Annotated in this window: 15 protein-coding genes; 6 read left to right on the top strand and 9 right to left on the bottom strand. The window is 69.9% G+C overall.

Annotation, left to right across the window (positions count from 1 at the left end; translation table 11 throughout):
- Positions 1–194 precede the first annotated feature (194 nt).
- Genes EIZ45_RS08350 through EIZ45_RS08340 form a run of 3 tightly spaced genes read left to right on the top strand, consistent with a single transcriptional unit; the run spans position 195 to position 2,176 of the window.
- Positions 195–1,238 carry a sensor histidine kinase gene (locus EIZ45_RS08350; protein WP_205670007.1) on the top strand — a complete coding sequence of 348 codons (1,044 nt, stop codon included), beginning with the start codon at positions 195–197 and terminating at the stop codon, positions 1,236–1,238.
- A complete protein-coding gene (locus EIZ45_RS08345) occupies positions 1,231–1,524 on the top strand; it encodes a response regulator (RefSeq protein WP_134727696.1) in 294 nt (97 codons plus the stop codon). Before EIZ45_RS08350 ends, EIZ45_RS08345 begins: the two co-directional genes overlap by 8 nt.
- Positions 1,517–2,176, top strand: a complete 660-nt coding sequence (locus EIZ45_RS08340) for a response regulator transcription factor (protein ID WP_134736038.1) — start codon at positions 1,517–1,519, stop codon at positions 2,174–2,176. The genes EIZ45_RS08345 and EIZ45_RS08340 overlap by 8 nt, the downstream gene beginning before the upstream one ends.
- Here the strand turns inward: EIZ45_RS08340 and EIZ45_RS08335 are convergent.
- On the bottom strand, positions 2,173–3,105 hold the full coding sequence (locus tag EIZ45_RS08335) for an SDR family oxidoreductase (RefSeq protein WP_134664313.1): 933 nt from the start codon (positions 3,103–3,105) through the stop codon (positions 2,173–2,175). The two genes, EIZ45_RS08340 and EIZ45_RS08335, sit on opposite strands and share 4 nt — an antisense overlap.
- A 100-nt stretch (positions 3,106–3,205) precedes the next feature.
- Between EIZ45_RS08335 and EIZ45_RS08330 the strand changes: the two genes are divergently transcribed.
- The gene (locus tag EIZ45_RS08330) at positions 3,206–3,778 is read left to right on the top strand and encodes a TetR family transcriptional regulator (protein WP_134664311.1); all 573 of its coding nucleotides are present in this window, start codon (positions 3,206–3,208) and stop codon (positions 3,776–3,778) included.
- 42 nt (positions 3,779–3,820) lie between these two features.
- On the opposite strand, the gene EIZ45_RS08325 is transcribed toward EIZ45_RS08330, so the two are convergent.
- The 7 genes from EIZ45_RS08325 to EIZ45_RS08295 form a co-directional block, all read right to left on the bottom strand.
- Positions 3,821–4,255, bottom strand: coding sequence for a heat shock protein transcriptional repressor HspR (locus EIZ45_RS08325; protein ID WP_037808901.1), 435 nt, complete (start codon positions 4,253–4,255; stop codon positions 3,821–3,823).
- A gap of 5 nt (positions 4,256–4,260) precedes the next feature.
- Positions 4,261–5,445, bottom strand: coding sequence for a molecular chaperone DnaJ (gene dnaJ, locus EIZ45_RS08320; protein ID WP_134664309.1), 1,185 nt, complete (start codon positions 5,443–5,445; stop codon positions 4,261–4,263).
- A gap of 33 nt (positions 5,446–5,478) precedes the next feature.
- The gene (gene grpE / locus EIZ45_RS08315) at positions 5,479–6,186 is read right to left on the bottom strand and encodes a nucleotide exchange factor GrpE (RefSeq protein WP_134664307.1); all 708 of its coding nucleotides are present in this window, start codon (positions 6,184–6,186) and stop codon (positions 5,479–5,481) included.
- Complete coding sequence (gene dnaK, locus EIZ45_RS08310; RefSeq protein WP_037808908.1) at positions 6,183–8,048, bottom strand: molecular chaperone DnaK; 1,866 nt, start codon at positions 8,046–8,048, stop codon at positions 6,183–6,185. The genes grpE and dnaK overlap by 4 nt, the downstream gene beginning before the upstream one ends.
- Before the next feature lie 187 nt (positions 8,049–8,235).
- Positions 8,236–9,642 carry an alpha/beta hydrolase gene (locus EIZ45_RS08305; RefSeq protein ID WP_134664305.1) on the bottom strand — a complete coding sequence of 469 codons (1,407 nt, stop codon included), beginning with the start codon at positions 9,640–9,642 and terminating at the stop codon, positions 8,236–8,238.
- On the bottom strand, positions 9,639–9,857 hold the full coding sequence (locus tag EIZ45_RS08300; protein WP_037808913.1) for a hypothetical protein: 219 nt from the start codon (positions 9,855–9,857) through the stop codon (positions 9,639–9,641). Before EIZ45_RS08300 ends, EIZ45_RS08305 begins: the two co-directional genes overlap by 4 nt.
- A 19-nt stretch (positions 9,858–9,876) precedes the next feature.
- Positions 9,877–10,653, bottom strand: a complete 777-nt coding sequence (locus EIZ45_RS08295) for a DUF4097 family beta strand repeat-containing protein (protein WP_134664303.1) — start codon at positions 10,651–10,653, stop codon at positions 9,877–9,879.
- Positions 10,654–10,815: 162 nt separating this feature from the next.
- Here EIZ45_RS08295 and EIZ45_RS08290 point away from each other — a divergent pair, with 162 nt between their 5' ends.
- A complete protein-coding gene (locus EIZ45_RS08290; protein WP_037808916.1) occupies positions 10,816–11,355 on the top strand; it encodes a YbhB/YbcL family Raf kinase inhibitor-like protein in 540 nt (179 codons plus the stop codon).
- 23 nt (positions 11,356–11,378) lie between these two features.
- A complete protein-coding gene (locus tag EIZ45_RS08285; protein WP_205670006.1) occupies positions 11,379–11,861 on the top strand; it encodes an NUDIX hydrolase in 483 nt (160 codons plus the stop codon).
- Here the strand turns inward: EIZ45_RS08285 and EIZ45_RS08280 are convergent.
- Positions 11,839–12,279, bottom strand: coding sequence for a GNAT family N-acetyltransferase (locus tag EIZ45_RS08280; RefSeq protein ID WP_134664299.1), 441 nt, complete (start codon positions 12,277–12,279; stop codon positions 11,839–11,841). The two genes, EIZ45_RS08285 and EIZ45_RS08280, sit on opposite strands and share 23 nt — an antisense overlap.
- Positions 12,280–12,307: the final 28 nt, after the last annotated feature.

Genomic DNA, 12,307 nt, shown 5'->3' with positions numbered 1-12,307 from the left:
CCCCGCCGCGGAATCAGCCCAGGGGATGACCCACCACAGCACGATGTGCGCGCCCGCCGCACTGGCTAACGTGGGGTTGCCCATCCGACCGAAAGCAGGCCGACCTGAAGCGGCACGTAACCTTCGCAGCGAAGTCATTCGGCCGTGGCGGCGGCCGGATCAGCAACGATCGGCAGACTATGTCCCCTCTGCGAGTGAGCGACGTCGCGCTGGCGGCCGGCCTGCTCGTCGTGGATGTGGGGCTTGCCGGAAACCTGCTGATCGGCGAGGAGCCCTGGCGGCTGCCCGTGTCCGCGGTGATCGCGACGCTCATCGCCGCCGCGGTCCTGCTGCGGCGGCGGGCTCCGGTTCCGCTGTTGATCGGCACCGTGGTCATTTCCGCGGCTGCCGGGGCTTTCGGGCTGCTGTGGGATCCGTTCGTCGGCGCGGCCGCCGTGCTGTACCTCGTGCGTCCGCCGCGGGCTTTGCCAGCCGCGGGCGGGGTAGCAGCGATGTCGGCGGCTACCGCGGTCGTGGGGCAGTGGTGGTACGCGTTCGGGGTCCCGCTGGCGTTGCTCACCTGGGGGCTCGCCGAAGCGGTGCGATCCCGGCGCGCGCAAACCGCGCGGCAGGAGCGGCAACGCGAACACCGGATCCTGGTCGACGAACGCGTCCGGATCGCACGCGAACTGCACGACGTCGTCACCCACGGAATGGGCTTGATCGCGGTGAAGGCGGGGGTCGCCAACCACGTCGCGGACAGCCGCCCGGAAGAAGCGCGCGACGCGTTGCGGGTGATCGAGGAGACCAGCCGCGCGGCGCTCGGCGAGATGCGGCGGTTGCTGCAGGTGCTGCGCGACGAGACCGACGAAACCCCGGCCGATCCGCTCGCCGCGTTGCCGCAGCTCGCCGAACGCGCGCGGCAAGCCGGGGTCGACGTCGAGTTGTCCGTCCTCGGTACCGCGCAGGCGCCGGAACCGGTCGCGCTCGCCGCGTACCGGATCGTGCAGGAAGCGGTGACGAACGTCGTGAAGCATGCCGCGCCGGCCCGGTGCCGGGTGGTCGTGGCGGTCGCCTCGGAGGAGATCCGGATCCAGGTCACCGACGACGGCACGGCCCCGATCGGCGAACTGCGGCTCGGGCACGGACTGACCGGCATGCGCGAACGCGTCGCCCTCTACGGCGGCGAACTGGTCGCCGGACCTGGCCAGGACGGCGGGTTCCGCGTCGCCGCCACGCTGCGGTGCGCCGATGAATGACCAAATCCGGGTCGTCGTCGCGGACGACCAAGCCTTGCTGCGCGGCAGTTTCCGGCTGCTGCTCGACAGCGAACCGGACTTCACCGTAATCGGCGAAGCCGCGACCGGGGCCGAGGCTGTCGAGCTGGCGGTGACGGAAGAGCCCGACGTGGTGCTGATGGACGTCCGGATGCCGGTGATGGACGGCATCGAAGCGACCCGGCTGATCGGCGAGCTGCGACTCGGGCACGGACTGACCGGCATGCGCGAACGCGTCGCCGCCACGCTGCGGTGCGCCGATGAGTGACCAAATCCGGGTCGTCGTCGCCGACGACCAAGCCTTGCTGCGCGGCAGTTTCCGGCTGCTGCTCGACAGCGAACCGGACTTCACCGTAATCGGCGAAGCCGCGACCGGGGCCGAGGCCGTCGAGCTGGCGGTGACAGAAGAGCCCGACGTCGTGCTGATGGACGTCCGGATGCCGGTGATGGACGGCATCGAAGCGACCCGGCTGATCGGCGAGCGCGCCCCGGACGTGCGGGTGCTGGTGTTGACCATGTTCGACCTGGACGAGCACGTCTTCGCCGCACTCCGCGCCGGAGCGACCGGCTTCCTGCTCAAGGACACCCGTCCGGCCGACTTGTGCGCGGCGGTGCGCGTGGTGGCCGCCGGGGACGCGTTGCTCGGCCCGTCCATCACCCGGCGGCTGGTCGCGCAGTTCGCGCGGATCCCGGACGCCCCGCCGCGTGCGGACGTCGCTGCCTTGGCCCCGCGGGAACGCGAGGTGCTTATGCTGGTGGCGAGCGGACTGTCCAATGTGGAGATTACCGAGCGGATGCAGCTGTCGATGGCGACGGTGAAGACCTACGTCGGACGGCTGCTGGCGAAACTCGACGCCCGGGACCGCGCGCAGCTGGTGATCGTGGCGTACGAATCCGGGTTGGTGCGTGCCCGGAACTAGCGCCACACCGCCTCGGCGCGATCGCTGGCCTCCGGGGTGAAGTAGTCGCCGGTCTCCAGGTCTTCCAGCAACGTCGCGTGGCTCGGCGTCCAGCCCAGCAACTCCTGGGTGTGCGCGCTGGAGGCGGGCACGTCGAGCGAGAAGAACCTTGCCAGGAACGGGTTGCCGAGGTGTTCGGCGGCTTCTTCGAGAGTCAAGGACGTCGTGGGGATGTCCAGCAACTGCGCGATCTTCTCCGCGACGCTCTTGATCTCGACAATTTCCCCGACCCCGTGCAACATGCTCCCGGCAGGCGCTTTCTCCAGCGCCAGCCGGAAAAGCACCGCCGCGTCCTCGCGATGGACGGCGGGCCAGCGGTTCGTGCCATCGCCGATATACGCCGAAACGCCTGCTCGACGCGCGCCCGCGATGAGTGCCGGGATGAAGCCGTGGTCGCGCGGTCCGTGCACAGTCGGCGCGAGCCGCACCACGCTGGCCCGGACGCCACGGTCGGCGAATCCGAGACACGTTTGCTCGCCGGGGATGCGGAAGTAGGCGACCGAATTCGGATCGGCCGGGTCGAGTTCGGTGCTGACCTGGTCGGCCTTCAGCACCAGGGTGCCCGACGTGCTGACGAACGGTTTTCCGGTGCCGACCAGGGCCTGGCCCAGCGCGTCGATCGCCTCGCAGTCGCGGCGGATGAGGTCGTCGGGATCGGCGTAGCTGCCGCCCTGGGCCATGTGCAGCACGCCGTCGGCGGCTTCGGCACCGCGGCGCAGGCTGTCGAGGTCGTCGAGCGACCCCCGGTGCGGTGTCGCGCCGAGCGATTCCAGCCGCGCGGCGGAGGCGTCCGAACGAGCCAGCCCGGTGACCGAGTGTCCGGCCCGGACCAGCTCGGTGACGACGGCGGGACCGGTCTGGCCCGAGCCGCCCGTGACGAAGACATGCATGAAAGGCTCCTTAGTGTCAGTCACTGACTCTACGCGTAGCGACAGTGACTGACGCAATGTGGCGTCAGTCACTGCCGTAAAAGCCGGGTAGGCTCGGGACGTGCCACGGAGCGGAGCAGAAGCGCGTAGCCGCCTCAAACAGGCGGCGCTGGAGCTGTACCGGGAAAACGGGTTCGACAAGACGACCACCGCGGAGATCGCCGCCCGGGCAGGCGTCACCGAGCGCACGTTCTTCCGGCACTTCCCGGACAAACGCGAGGTGCTCTTCGACGGCGAAGCCGACCTGCGCGAGGACCTCACCCAGTCGGTCGCCGATGCCCCAGACGGCCTTGCGCCGCTGGAAATCCTGCTGCGCGCCTTCACGAAGGCCGGGCGGATCATGGAGCGCAACCTGCCGTTCGCCGAGCCGCGCCGCGATTTGATCGCCGCGACGCCGACGCTGCGCGAACGCAACCTCGCCAAGGCGGCGACCATCGCCGAAGCACTCGCGGAAGCCTTGCGGCAGCGCGGAGTCGAGGACCGGCTGGCGCGGCTGGCGGCACATGCCGGATGGGCGACGTTCCATCACGCCACGCAGGCGTGGATCAGCGATCCCTCAAGGAGTCTCGACGACTATCTGGCGGAGGCGTTCGCTGACCTGCACACGCTCGCCGAAGTCCACTCAGGACAGTAAAACGGCCCTCCCGCACCAGGCGGGAGGGCCGTGAAGAAATGCTCAGCGGCGCTTGGGTTTCCACACCACCAGCGAGGTGGTTTGCCGCAGCGGCACCAAATCCTTGCGATAGGACGCGTGCACCGCGGCGGCGGCTTGTTCGGCGGCCGCGTACGCGGCGGCGAGTTCTTCGGTCAGCTCGTGCACCCGGGACTGCAGCGCGTCGACCTGGTTCTCCAGTTCGATGATGCGCTTGATCCCGGACAGGTTGACCCCGTCCTCCTGCGAGAGGCGCTGGACCTCGCGCAGCAGGGCGATGTCGCGCAGCGAGTAGCGCCGCCCGCCGCCCGCGGTGCGGCCCGGCGAGACCAGGCCGTGCCGGTCGTAGGAGCGCAGCGTCTGCGCGTGCAGCCCGGAAAGCTGGGCCGCCACCGAAATCACGAACACCGGGGTGTCCTCGTCCGCGCCGTGCGGGAGTCCCGGATTACCGCCGAACATCACCCTCACCTGCCTTCGAGCAACTCGGTGATCTCAGGCCGCGGGTCGTGGCCCTTCATCGCCTCGGCGTAGGCCTCGAGTGCCGACCGCGCCGCATCGTCGAGCTTCGCCGGGACCGCCGCCTCCAGGGTGACCAGCAGGTCGCCCTGCGCGCCGTCCCGCTTCTGAATGCCCTTTCCGCGCACTCGCAACACTCGTCCGCTCGCGGTACCCGCGGGCACCTTGAGCGACACCTTGCCTTCGAGCGTCGGCACCGTGACCGTGGTGCCCAGCGCGAGTTCGGTGAAGTCCACCGGCACGGTGAGCGTGAGGTTGAGGTCCTTGCGCCCGAACAGCTTGTGCGGGGCCACGTGCACGCGCACGTACAGGTCGCCCGCCTGCGCGCCGCCCCGGCCGGGTTCGCCCTGGCCCGCCAGCCGGATCCGCTGGTCGTCCTTCACGCCCGGCGGGATGCGCACGGTGAGCGTGCGGGTGCGGGTGCTGACGCCCTCGCCGCCGCACTCCGGGCACGGGTCGTCGATGATCTTGCCCCGGCCGCGGCAGTCCTGGCACGGCTCGGAGAACGCGAACGCGCCCTGGCTCCGGCTGACCAGCCCGGACCCGCTGCAGGTCGGGCAGATCCGCGGCGAAGTGCCCGGCTTCGCGCCGTTGCCGCCGCAGGTGGAACAGGTTGCCGGGCTCGACAGCCGCAACGGCAGCGTCGCGCCCTTGACCGACTCGAGGAAATCGATCCGCACGTCGGTCTCGACGTCCGCGCCGCGCTGCGGCCGGTTCGCCGTGGCACCGGCGGCCCCGCCCCGGCCGCGGCCGAAAATGCCGCCCAGGATGTCGCCGAGCCCGCCGAAACCGCCCTGCTGACCCTGCGCGCCCGCCTGGTTGAACAGGTCGCTCATGTCGAACCCGCCGGCGCCGCCGCCACCGGGGAAGCCGCCGAATCCGCCCGCGCCGCCGGAGCCGAAGAGCGTGCGCGCCTCGTCATACTCCTTGCGCTTGGCCGGGTCGGACAGCACGCCGTACGCCTCGGACACGGCCTTGAACTTGTTCTCGGCCGCGGTGTTGCCCGCGTTGGCGTCCGGGTGGTTTTCCTTGGCCAGCTTGCGATAGGCCTTCTTGATCTCGTCCGCGGTCGCGTCGGAGGAGACACCCAGCTCTTTGTAGAAGTCCTTGCCGATCCACTCCCGAGCACTCATCGGGTGTCTCCTCCTTTCGCTGCAAACCGATTGTTACTGCTGGCCGGACTCATCGACCGAACCGTCGAGCGGCAGTTCGCCGCCGACCGGCGGATCGACCGGCTGCCCCGCCGGGGCTTCGCCGGGCTCGTGGTCGGTCACGCCGACCAGAGCCGCGCGCAGCACCCGCTCGCCGAAGCGGTAGCCGCGACGCATCACCAGGGTGACGGTCGGGCCCTTCACGTCCGGGGACGTGGTGTGCTGCACGGCCTCGTGGATGCTCGGGTCGAACTCTTCGCCCTCGGCCCCGAACGCTTCCAGGCCGGACCGCTCCAGGCTGGAGACCAGCTTGTCGGCCACCGCCTTGAACGCGCCGGTGAGGTCGCCGTGCTGCTCCGCGCGCTGGAGGTCGTCCAGCAGCGGCAGCAGATCGCCGACCACGGACGCCTTCGCGCCCTGCACCACGGCCTCGCGGTCGCGGTCGACCCGCTTGCGGTAGTTCGCGTACTCCGCCTGCAACCGCTGCAGGTCGGCAGTGCGCTCGGACAGTTGCTTCTCGACGTCCGAGGCGGCCGGAACGGCTTCGTCCACGGAATCGCCCAGCGAGGGGCCCGCGTGCTGCACGGGCTCCTCACCGGCCGGAGTTTCCTCCGCGGCGGGCGGGCGGACCTCGCCGGTCTGCGGGTCCACCCGTCGCCGATCCCGCACGACTACCGGTTCCTCGGGGCCAGGACCCTCGGTCTCGGAGTGGCGGGGGGTCACTTCTTCTCGTCCTCTTCCACGATCTCGGCGTCGACCACGTCGTCCGCCTTCGACTTCGGAGCGTCGCCCGCGGCACCGGCCGCGCCCTCCGCACCCGGAGCGCCCTCGGCACCGGCCGCGCCCGCGTTCGCGTACAGCGCGCTGCCCATCTCCTGCGAAGCGGTGTTCAGCTTCTCGATGGACTCGCGGATCTTGGCCGAGTCGGTGCCCTTGAGCGCCTCGTTCGCCTCGTCGATCGCGGTCTTGACCTTGCCCTTGAGGTCCTCGGGCAGCTTGTCGTCGTTGTCCTTGACGAACTTCTCGGTCTGGTAGACCAGCGTCTCCGCCTGGTTGCGGGTCTCCGCTTCCTCGCGGCGCTTCTTGTCTTCCTCGGCGTGCGCCTCGGCGTCCTTGACCATGCGCTCGATGTCGTCCTTCGGCAGCGCGGAGCCGCCGGTGATCGTCATCGACTGCTCCTTGTTCGTGCCGAGGTCCTTCGCGGTCACGTGCACGATGCCGTTGGCGTCGATGTCGAAGGTGACCTCGATCTGCGGCACGCCGCGCGGGGCCGGCGGGAGACCGGTCAGCTCGAACATGCCGAGCTTCTTGTTCGCCGCGGCGATTTCGCGCTCGCCCTGGAACACCTGGATCTGCACCGACGGCTGGTTGTCGTCCGCCGTCGAGAAGATCTCGGACCGCTTGGTCGGGATCGTGGTGTTGCGCTCGATCAGCTTGGTGAAGACGCCGCCCTTGGTCTCGATGCCCAGCGACAGCGGGGTCACGTCGAGCAGCAGGACGTCCTTGACCTCGCCCTTGAGCACGCCCGCCTGCAGCGCGGCGCCCACGGCGACGACCTCGTCCGGGTTCACGCCCTTGTTCGGCTCGCGGCCGCCGGTCAGCTCCTTGACCAGCTCGGACACCGCCGGCATGCGGGTGGAACCGCCGACGAGGACCACGTGGTCGATGTCGCCGACCGCGATGCCCGCGTCCCGGATGACGTTGTTGAACGGCTGCCGGGTGCGCTCCAGCAGGTCCGAGGTGATCTTCTGGAACTCGGCGCGCGACAGCGTCTCGTCGAGGAACAGCGGGTTCTTGTCCGCGTCCACCGTGATGTAGGGCAGGTTGATGCTGGCGGAGTTGGAGCTGGACAGCTCGATCTTCGCCTTCTCGGCCGCCTCGCGGATGCGCTGCAGCGCCATCTTGTCCTTGGTCAGGTCAATGCCGTTGGCGGCCTTGAACTTGTCGACCAGCCAGGTGACGATGCGCTCGTCCCAGTCGTCGCCGCCGAGGTGGTTGTCACCGGAGGTCGCGCGGACCTCGACGACGCCCTCGCCGATCTCCAGCAGGGACACGTCGAACGTGCCGCCGCCGAGGTCGAAGACCAGGATGGTCTGTTCCTTCTCGCCCTTGTCCAGGCCGTAGGCCAGCGCGGCCGCGGTCGGCTCGTTCACGATCCGGAGCACGTTCAGGCCCGCGATCTGGCCGGCCTCCTTGGTGGCCTGCCGCTGCGCGTCCTCGAAGTACGCCGGGACGGTGATCACCGCGTCGGTGATCTCCTCGCCCAGATACGCCTCCGCGTCGCGCTTGAGCTTCATCAGCACGCGCGCGCTGATCTCCTGCGGCGTGTAGGCCTTGCCGTCGATCTCGGTCTTCCAGTCGGTGCCGATGTGCCGCTTCACGGACCGGATCGTGCGGTCGACGTTCGTGACGGCCTGGTTCTTCGCCGGCTGGCCGGTGAGCACTTCGCCGTTCTTGGCGAAGGCGACGATGGACGGGGTGGTACGGGAGCCTTCCGAGTTGGCGATGACCGTCGGCTCGCCGCCCTCAAGGACGGCGACGACCGAGTTGGTCGTGCCGAGGTCGATGCCGACCGCTCGCGCCATGGTGCTTCCTCTCGTGTTCTGGACTGGGTTGCTGCTATGTTCGTGACCTGCGGTTTCGAGGCACTCTTGAGTACCTTCTTAGCAGGTTCTCGAGGTCTCGCGCACGGCCCGGTTTTCCAGACTTGAGCCGACCGCGCTCAACCTTGCTATCAGGATAACGGCGGACCCCCCGGTCTTGTTCCCGGGTTCACCCGCAGAATTCGCCCCGCGGCGGTGTGACGCCACTCACCAGGTACCTGGCCTCGGCCCGCCGCACGCATTCGGAGTTGAGCAGCCCGGTGTGGCCGTCGCCGAGGTAGGTGAGCAGCGCCGATCCGTCGATGCTCGCGGCGAGCCCGCGGGCCCACGGCAACGGCGTCGCCGGGTCGTGCGCACCGCCCACGACGAGGATCGGCGGGGCTCCGCGCACCGGATGCGGCTGCGGCGGGTTCATCGCGGGAAGCGGCCAGCCGGTGCAGCCCGCGGAGAGGTCCCAGTACTCGCTGTAGCGCCAGCTGTGCGGGGCGACCGCGCGGATCACCCCGGCTGTCGCGCGCAGGTCCGCCAATCCGGTGAACGGCGACGGGAAGTCCTGGCAGCCGATCGAGCGGTACGCGCCGTAGGTCTCGCTCGCGAACGACGCGTGCTGGGCGAGCGCGCTCGCGTCCGGGTCCGCCAGAGCGCGGCTCAGCTCGGGCCACTCGGCGGGGAGATAGAGGTAGCCGTACGCGCCGGAAGCCAGTTCCTCACCGGTTGCCTTGCGGCCCAACGCTTTCGCGTACGCGCCGTGGGTGACGAGGTGGTCGTAGCGGGCGAGCGCGTTCTTTCCATGCAGCGCGCAGTCCGTCGAACGGTCGCACCACCCGGCGAACCGCCGCAAGGCGTCCTCGGTGGCAGCGGCCTCCTCGACCATCGCCTGCCGCATCGGCCGGGCATGGTCGATCGCGCCGTCGAGCACCATCGTGCGCACCCGGTCCGGATGCTTCGACGCGTAGACCGCGCCCAGTTCGGTGCCGTACGAGACGCCGAGCCAGGAGATCTTCTGCTCGCCGAGCGCGCCGCGGATCGCGTCGATGTCCTCCGCGGCGCTTTGGGTGTCGACGTGCCCGAGCATCGGGCCGGTCTTGGCGAGACAGTCCTCGCCGGCCGCACGGTTGTGCGCGACGAAGGCGTCGTACTGCTGCTTGGTGGCCGGGAAGAGACCGATCTTCGGGTCGTGCAGCTTCGCCGGGTCACAGCTGATCTTCGGGTCGCTGAACCACACGCCGCGCGGGTCGAAGCCGATGATGTCGAAGCGGTCCCGCAACGGTTTCCGCGCCGAGCCGATGACCTTGGGGTCGAGTCCGCCGAAGCGCACGAAGCCGACCCCGGATCCGCCCGGCCCGCCCGGATTGACCAGCAGCGACCCGATCCGGTGCTGCTGGTCCGCGGCGGGCAGGCGGGTGAGCGGGATGTGCGCCGTGCCGGTTTCCGGATGGGCGCGGTCGATGGGCACTTCGACCTGGCTGCATTGCGCGGTCGGTTCCTGCTCGGTACCGCACGGCGTCCAGGTCAACGCCGGGGTCGGTGCGCTGACCAGCGGAAGCAGGGTCAGCACGGCGGCGGCCAGGTTCATGCCCGGCGCACCCGCGCCGTCCCGTCGTCGGCCGCGGTGCGGAGCACGACTGTCTCCGCGTTCCGGACGACCCCTTGCTGCACCGGGATTTCCACCACCGCGACCGGCGTGGTGGCCTGCGGTTCAGGCGAGTGGCCGACCGCCGCGGTGATCGCGAACGCCCCCACCGCGCCCGCCAGCACCGCGGCGAGCAGCCGCGTTTCGAGTTTGCGCATGATGTGTCTGTTCTCCCCTTCAGACGGCCTTGACGGTGACGCTGCCGCTGTCCGTGTTCAGCTCGAGCGTCTTCGCGTCCGGACCTGAGTTCTGCGGAATGTCGATGCTGCGGTGGCCGCTCTCGCTGTTGCCGGTGACCTGGTAGGACCCGGTGCGCGGCACGGACACCTCGACGCGGCCGGAGTCGGCCTGCGCCTTGACGTTGTTGGGCTGGGTCAGCGTGAGCTCGATCCGCCCGCTGCCCGCCGAGACGTCGACCGGCCCGCGCAGGCCGTCGCCCTCGATCCGGCCGGACTGGCTGTGCACCCGCACCTCGCCGACGTTGTGCAGTTCCGTCGAACCGCTGTCCAGCTGGAGCTTGACCAGCCCCGGAACGTCCTGCATCCGTGCCTGCCCGGAATCGGCGGTGACGTCGACGCTGCCGACGCCCGCGAAGTCCAGCGTGCCGGAGTCGGTGTTGCCCGTGACCGGAATGCCGGGCGGGACGATCAGCTCCATGTCGGCGGTGCAGTTGCGGCCGCAGTCGACGATGACGAGCTGGTCACCCTCGACGCGGTAGGCGTCGCCGGGCGCGCCGCTGAAGTGGTAGCGAAGGGTCTGGTGCACGCGAGCCGCGCCGGGAGCCGTGCGGATGCGCACGTCGCCGGAGCCGTTCTCCAGCTTCACCCCGCGGATCTCCTGCGTCAGCGTCGCGTCCCGCGAAACCGTGGAACCGAACCCCCACCCGCCGAACCCGATCGCCACCCCAACGCCGATCACCGCGATGCCGGCCACTGCCAGAAGCGGGCGTGCCATGTCAGTTCCCCTCAGTACCACTCTCGGCTGTCTGGAGAGACGTTAGAAGGTGCGGGGCCCCGGGGACATCCGGTAAACCCCCCGAAACATCCCTGAGGCGGCGACCGGAGGGCCAGGGTCCTAACCTGGCGGCCGGAGAGCCCCGTTGATCAGGAGGAACCCATGCCCCAGCCGCCCAATCCGTACGACTACCTGCCGTCGGTTCCCTCGTTCACGCTGCGCAGCACGGACATCGCCGACGGCGAGACCCTGGCCCAGCCGCACCTGTCGGGCATCTTCGGCGCCGGCGGCGAGGACCGCTCGCCGCAACTGGCGTGGGAAGGCTTCCCGGAGGGCACCCGCAGCTTCGCGGTGACGGTGTACGACCCGGACGCCCCCACTGCCAGCGGATTCTGGCACTGGGCCGTGTTCAACATCCCGGCTTCGGTGACTTCGCTGGAGGCTGGCGCCGGCGACTCCGCAGGGTCGGGGCTGCCCTCTTCGGCGGTCACGCTTAAGGGTGACGGCGGGGTTCGGCAGTACCTGGGCGCCGCGCCGCCTCCCGGACACGGGCCGCACCGGTACTTCTTCGTAGTGCACGCGCTGGACGTAGAGACGTTGGAGGTGCCGGAGGACGCTACGCCCGCGTTCCTGGGGTTCAACATGTTCGGGCACACGCTCGGGCGGGCCACGTTGGTGCCGGTTTACGAGAACAAGGGCTGAGTTCGTCCGTGGAAGAGCCGACGGTGGAGGTTGCGGACGGCGTGGTCTTTCCGCAACCTCTGCCCGACACCGCGGGCGGAGTGGTCCTCGGCGCCGACGGACGCGCGTTCGTGCAGTTCCGGAGCCCGGACCGGCCGCGGTATCCGAGCACGTGGGACGTCGTGAGCGGCCACCTCGAACCGGGCGAGACGACGCTGGGAGCGCTCGCCCGCGAGGTCTTCGAGGAAACCGGCTGGCGGCTGCGCCGCGTGGTCGGGAACCTCGGCCGCCACCGCTGGCCGCTCGACGACGGCGAAGAGGTCGGCGATTTCTACCTGATAGAAGTCGAGGGCGACCTGGCCCGCCCGGTCCTGGAATGGGACAAGCACCCGCACAGCGCGTGGTTCGGCAAGGAAGACCTGGACCGGCTGCTGGTGAACTGCGCACCCGGCGACACCTTGATCCGGGACGTCGTGGCCGCCGCCCTCTCCGTCCACAATGGACCTACCGGAGCGACTCCCGGTTGACCCCCTCGCGTTCGAGGAACCGGCCCTTCGTGTGCTCCTCGAACCCGAACTGCCGGTACAACCCGTGCGCGTCCGCGGTGTGCAGCATCCAGCGGAAGCCTGCTCCCGGCCCGTGGTCGATCATCTCGCGCACGAGTTCCTTGCCCAATCCGCTTCCGCGGGCGGACTCGACCACGAACACGTCGCCGAGATACGCCGAGGTCACTCCGTCGGAGAAGGCTCGCGCGAAGCCGACCTGCCGTCCGTCCGCGCGCGAGTAGGCCCCGACGACCCGCCACGATCCGGCGATCGCCGCTTCCACCTGTTCTCGCGTCCGCCATCGGCCCCAATAGGCCTCGGTGGAAAGGAATTCCCACAGCACGTCGAGGTCGAGCCGCTCCCGCCGGTCGTCGACCTCGTATTCACCCACGACCCTCATGCCCGGCAAGCTAGCCGACCGGCTCCGG

The sequence above is a fragment of the Amycolatopsis sp. CFH S0740 genome, assembly GCF_004522315.1.
In the GTDB taxonomy this organism is placed as follows: Bacteria; Actinomycetota; Actinomycetes; order Mycobacteriales; family Pseudonocardiaceae; genus Amycolatopsis; species Amycolatopsis nivea.
This window is presented reverse-complemented; position numbering and strand designations above follow the sequence as displayed.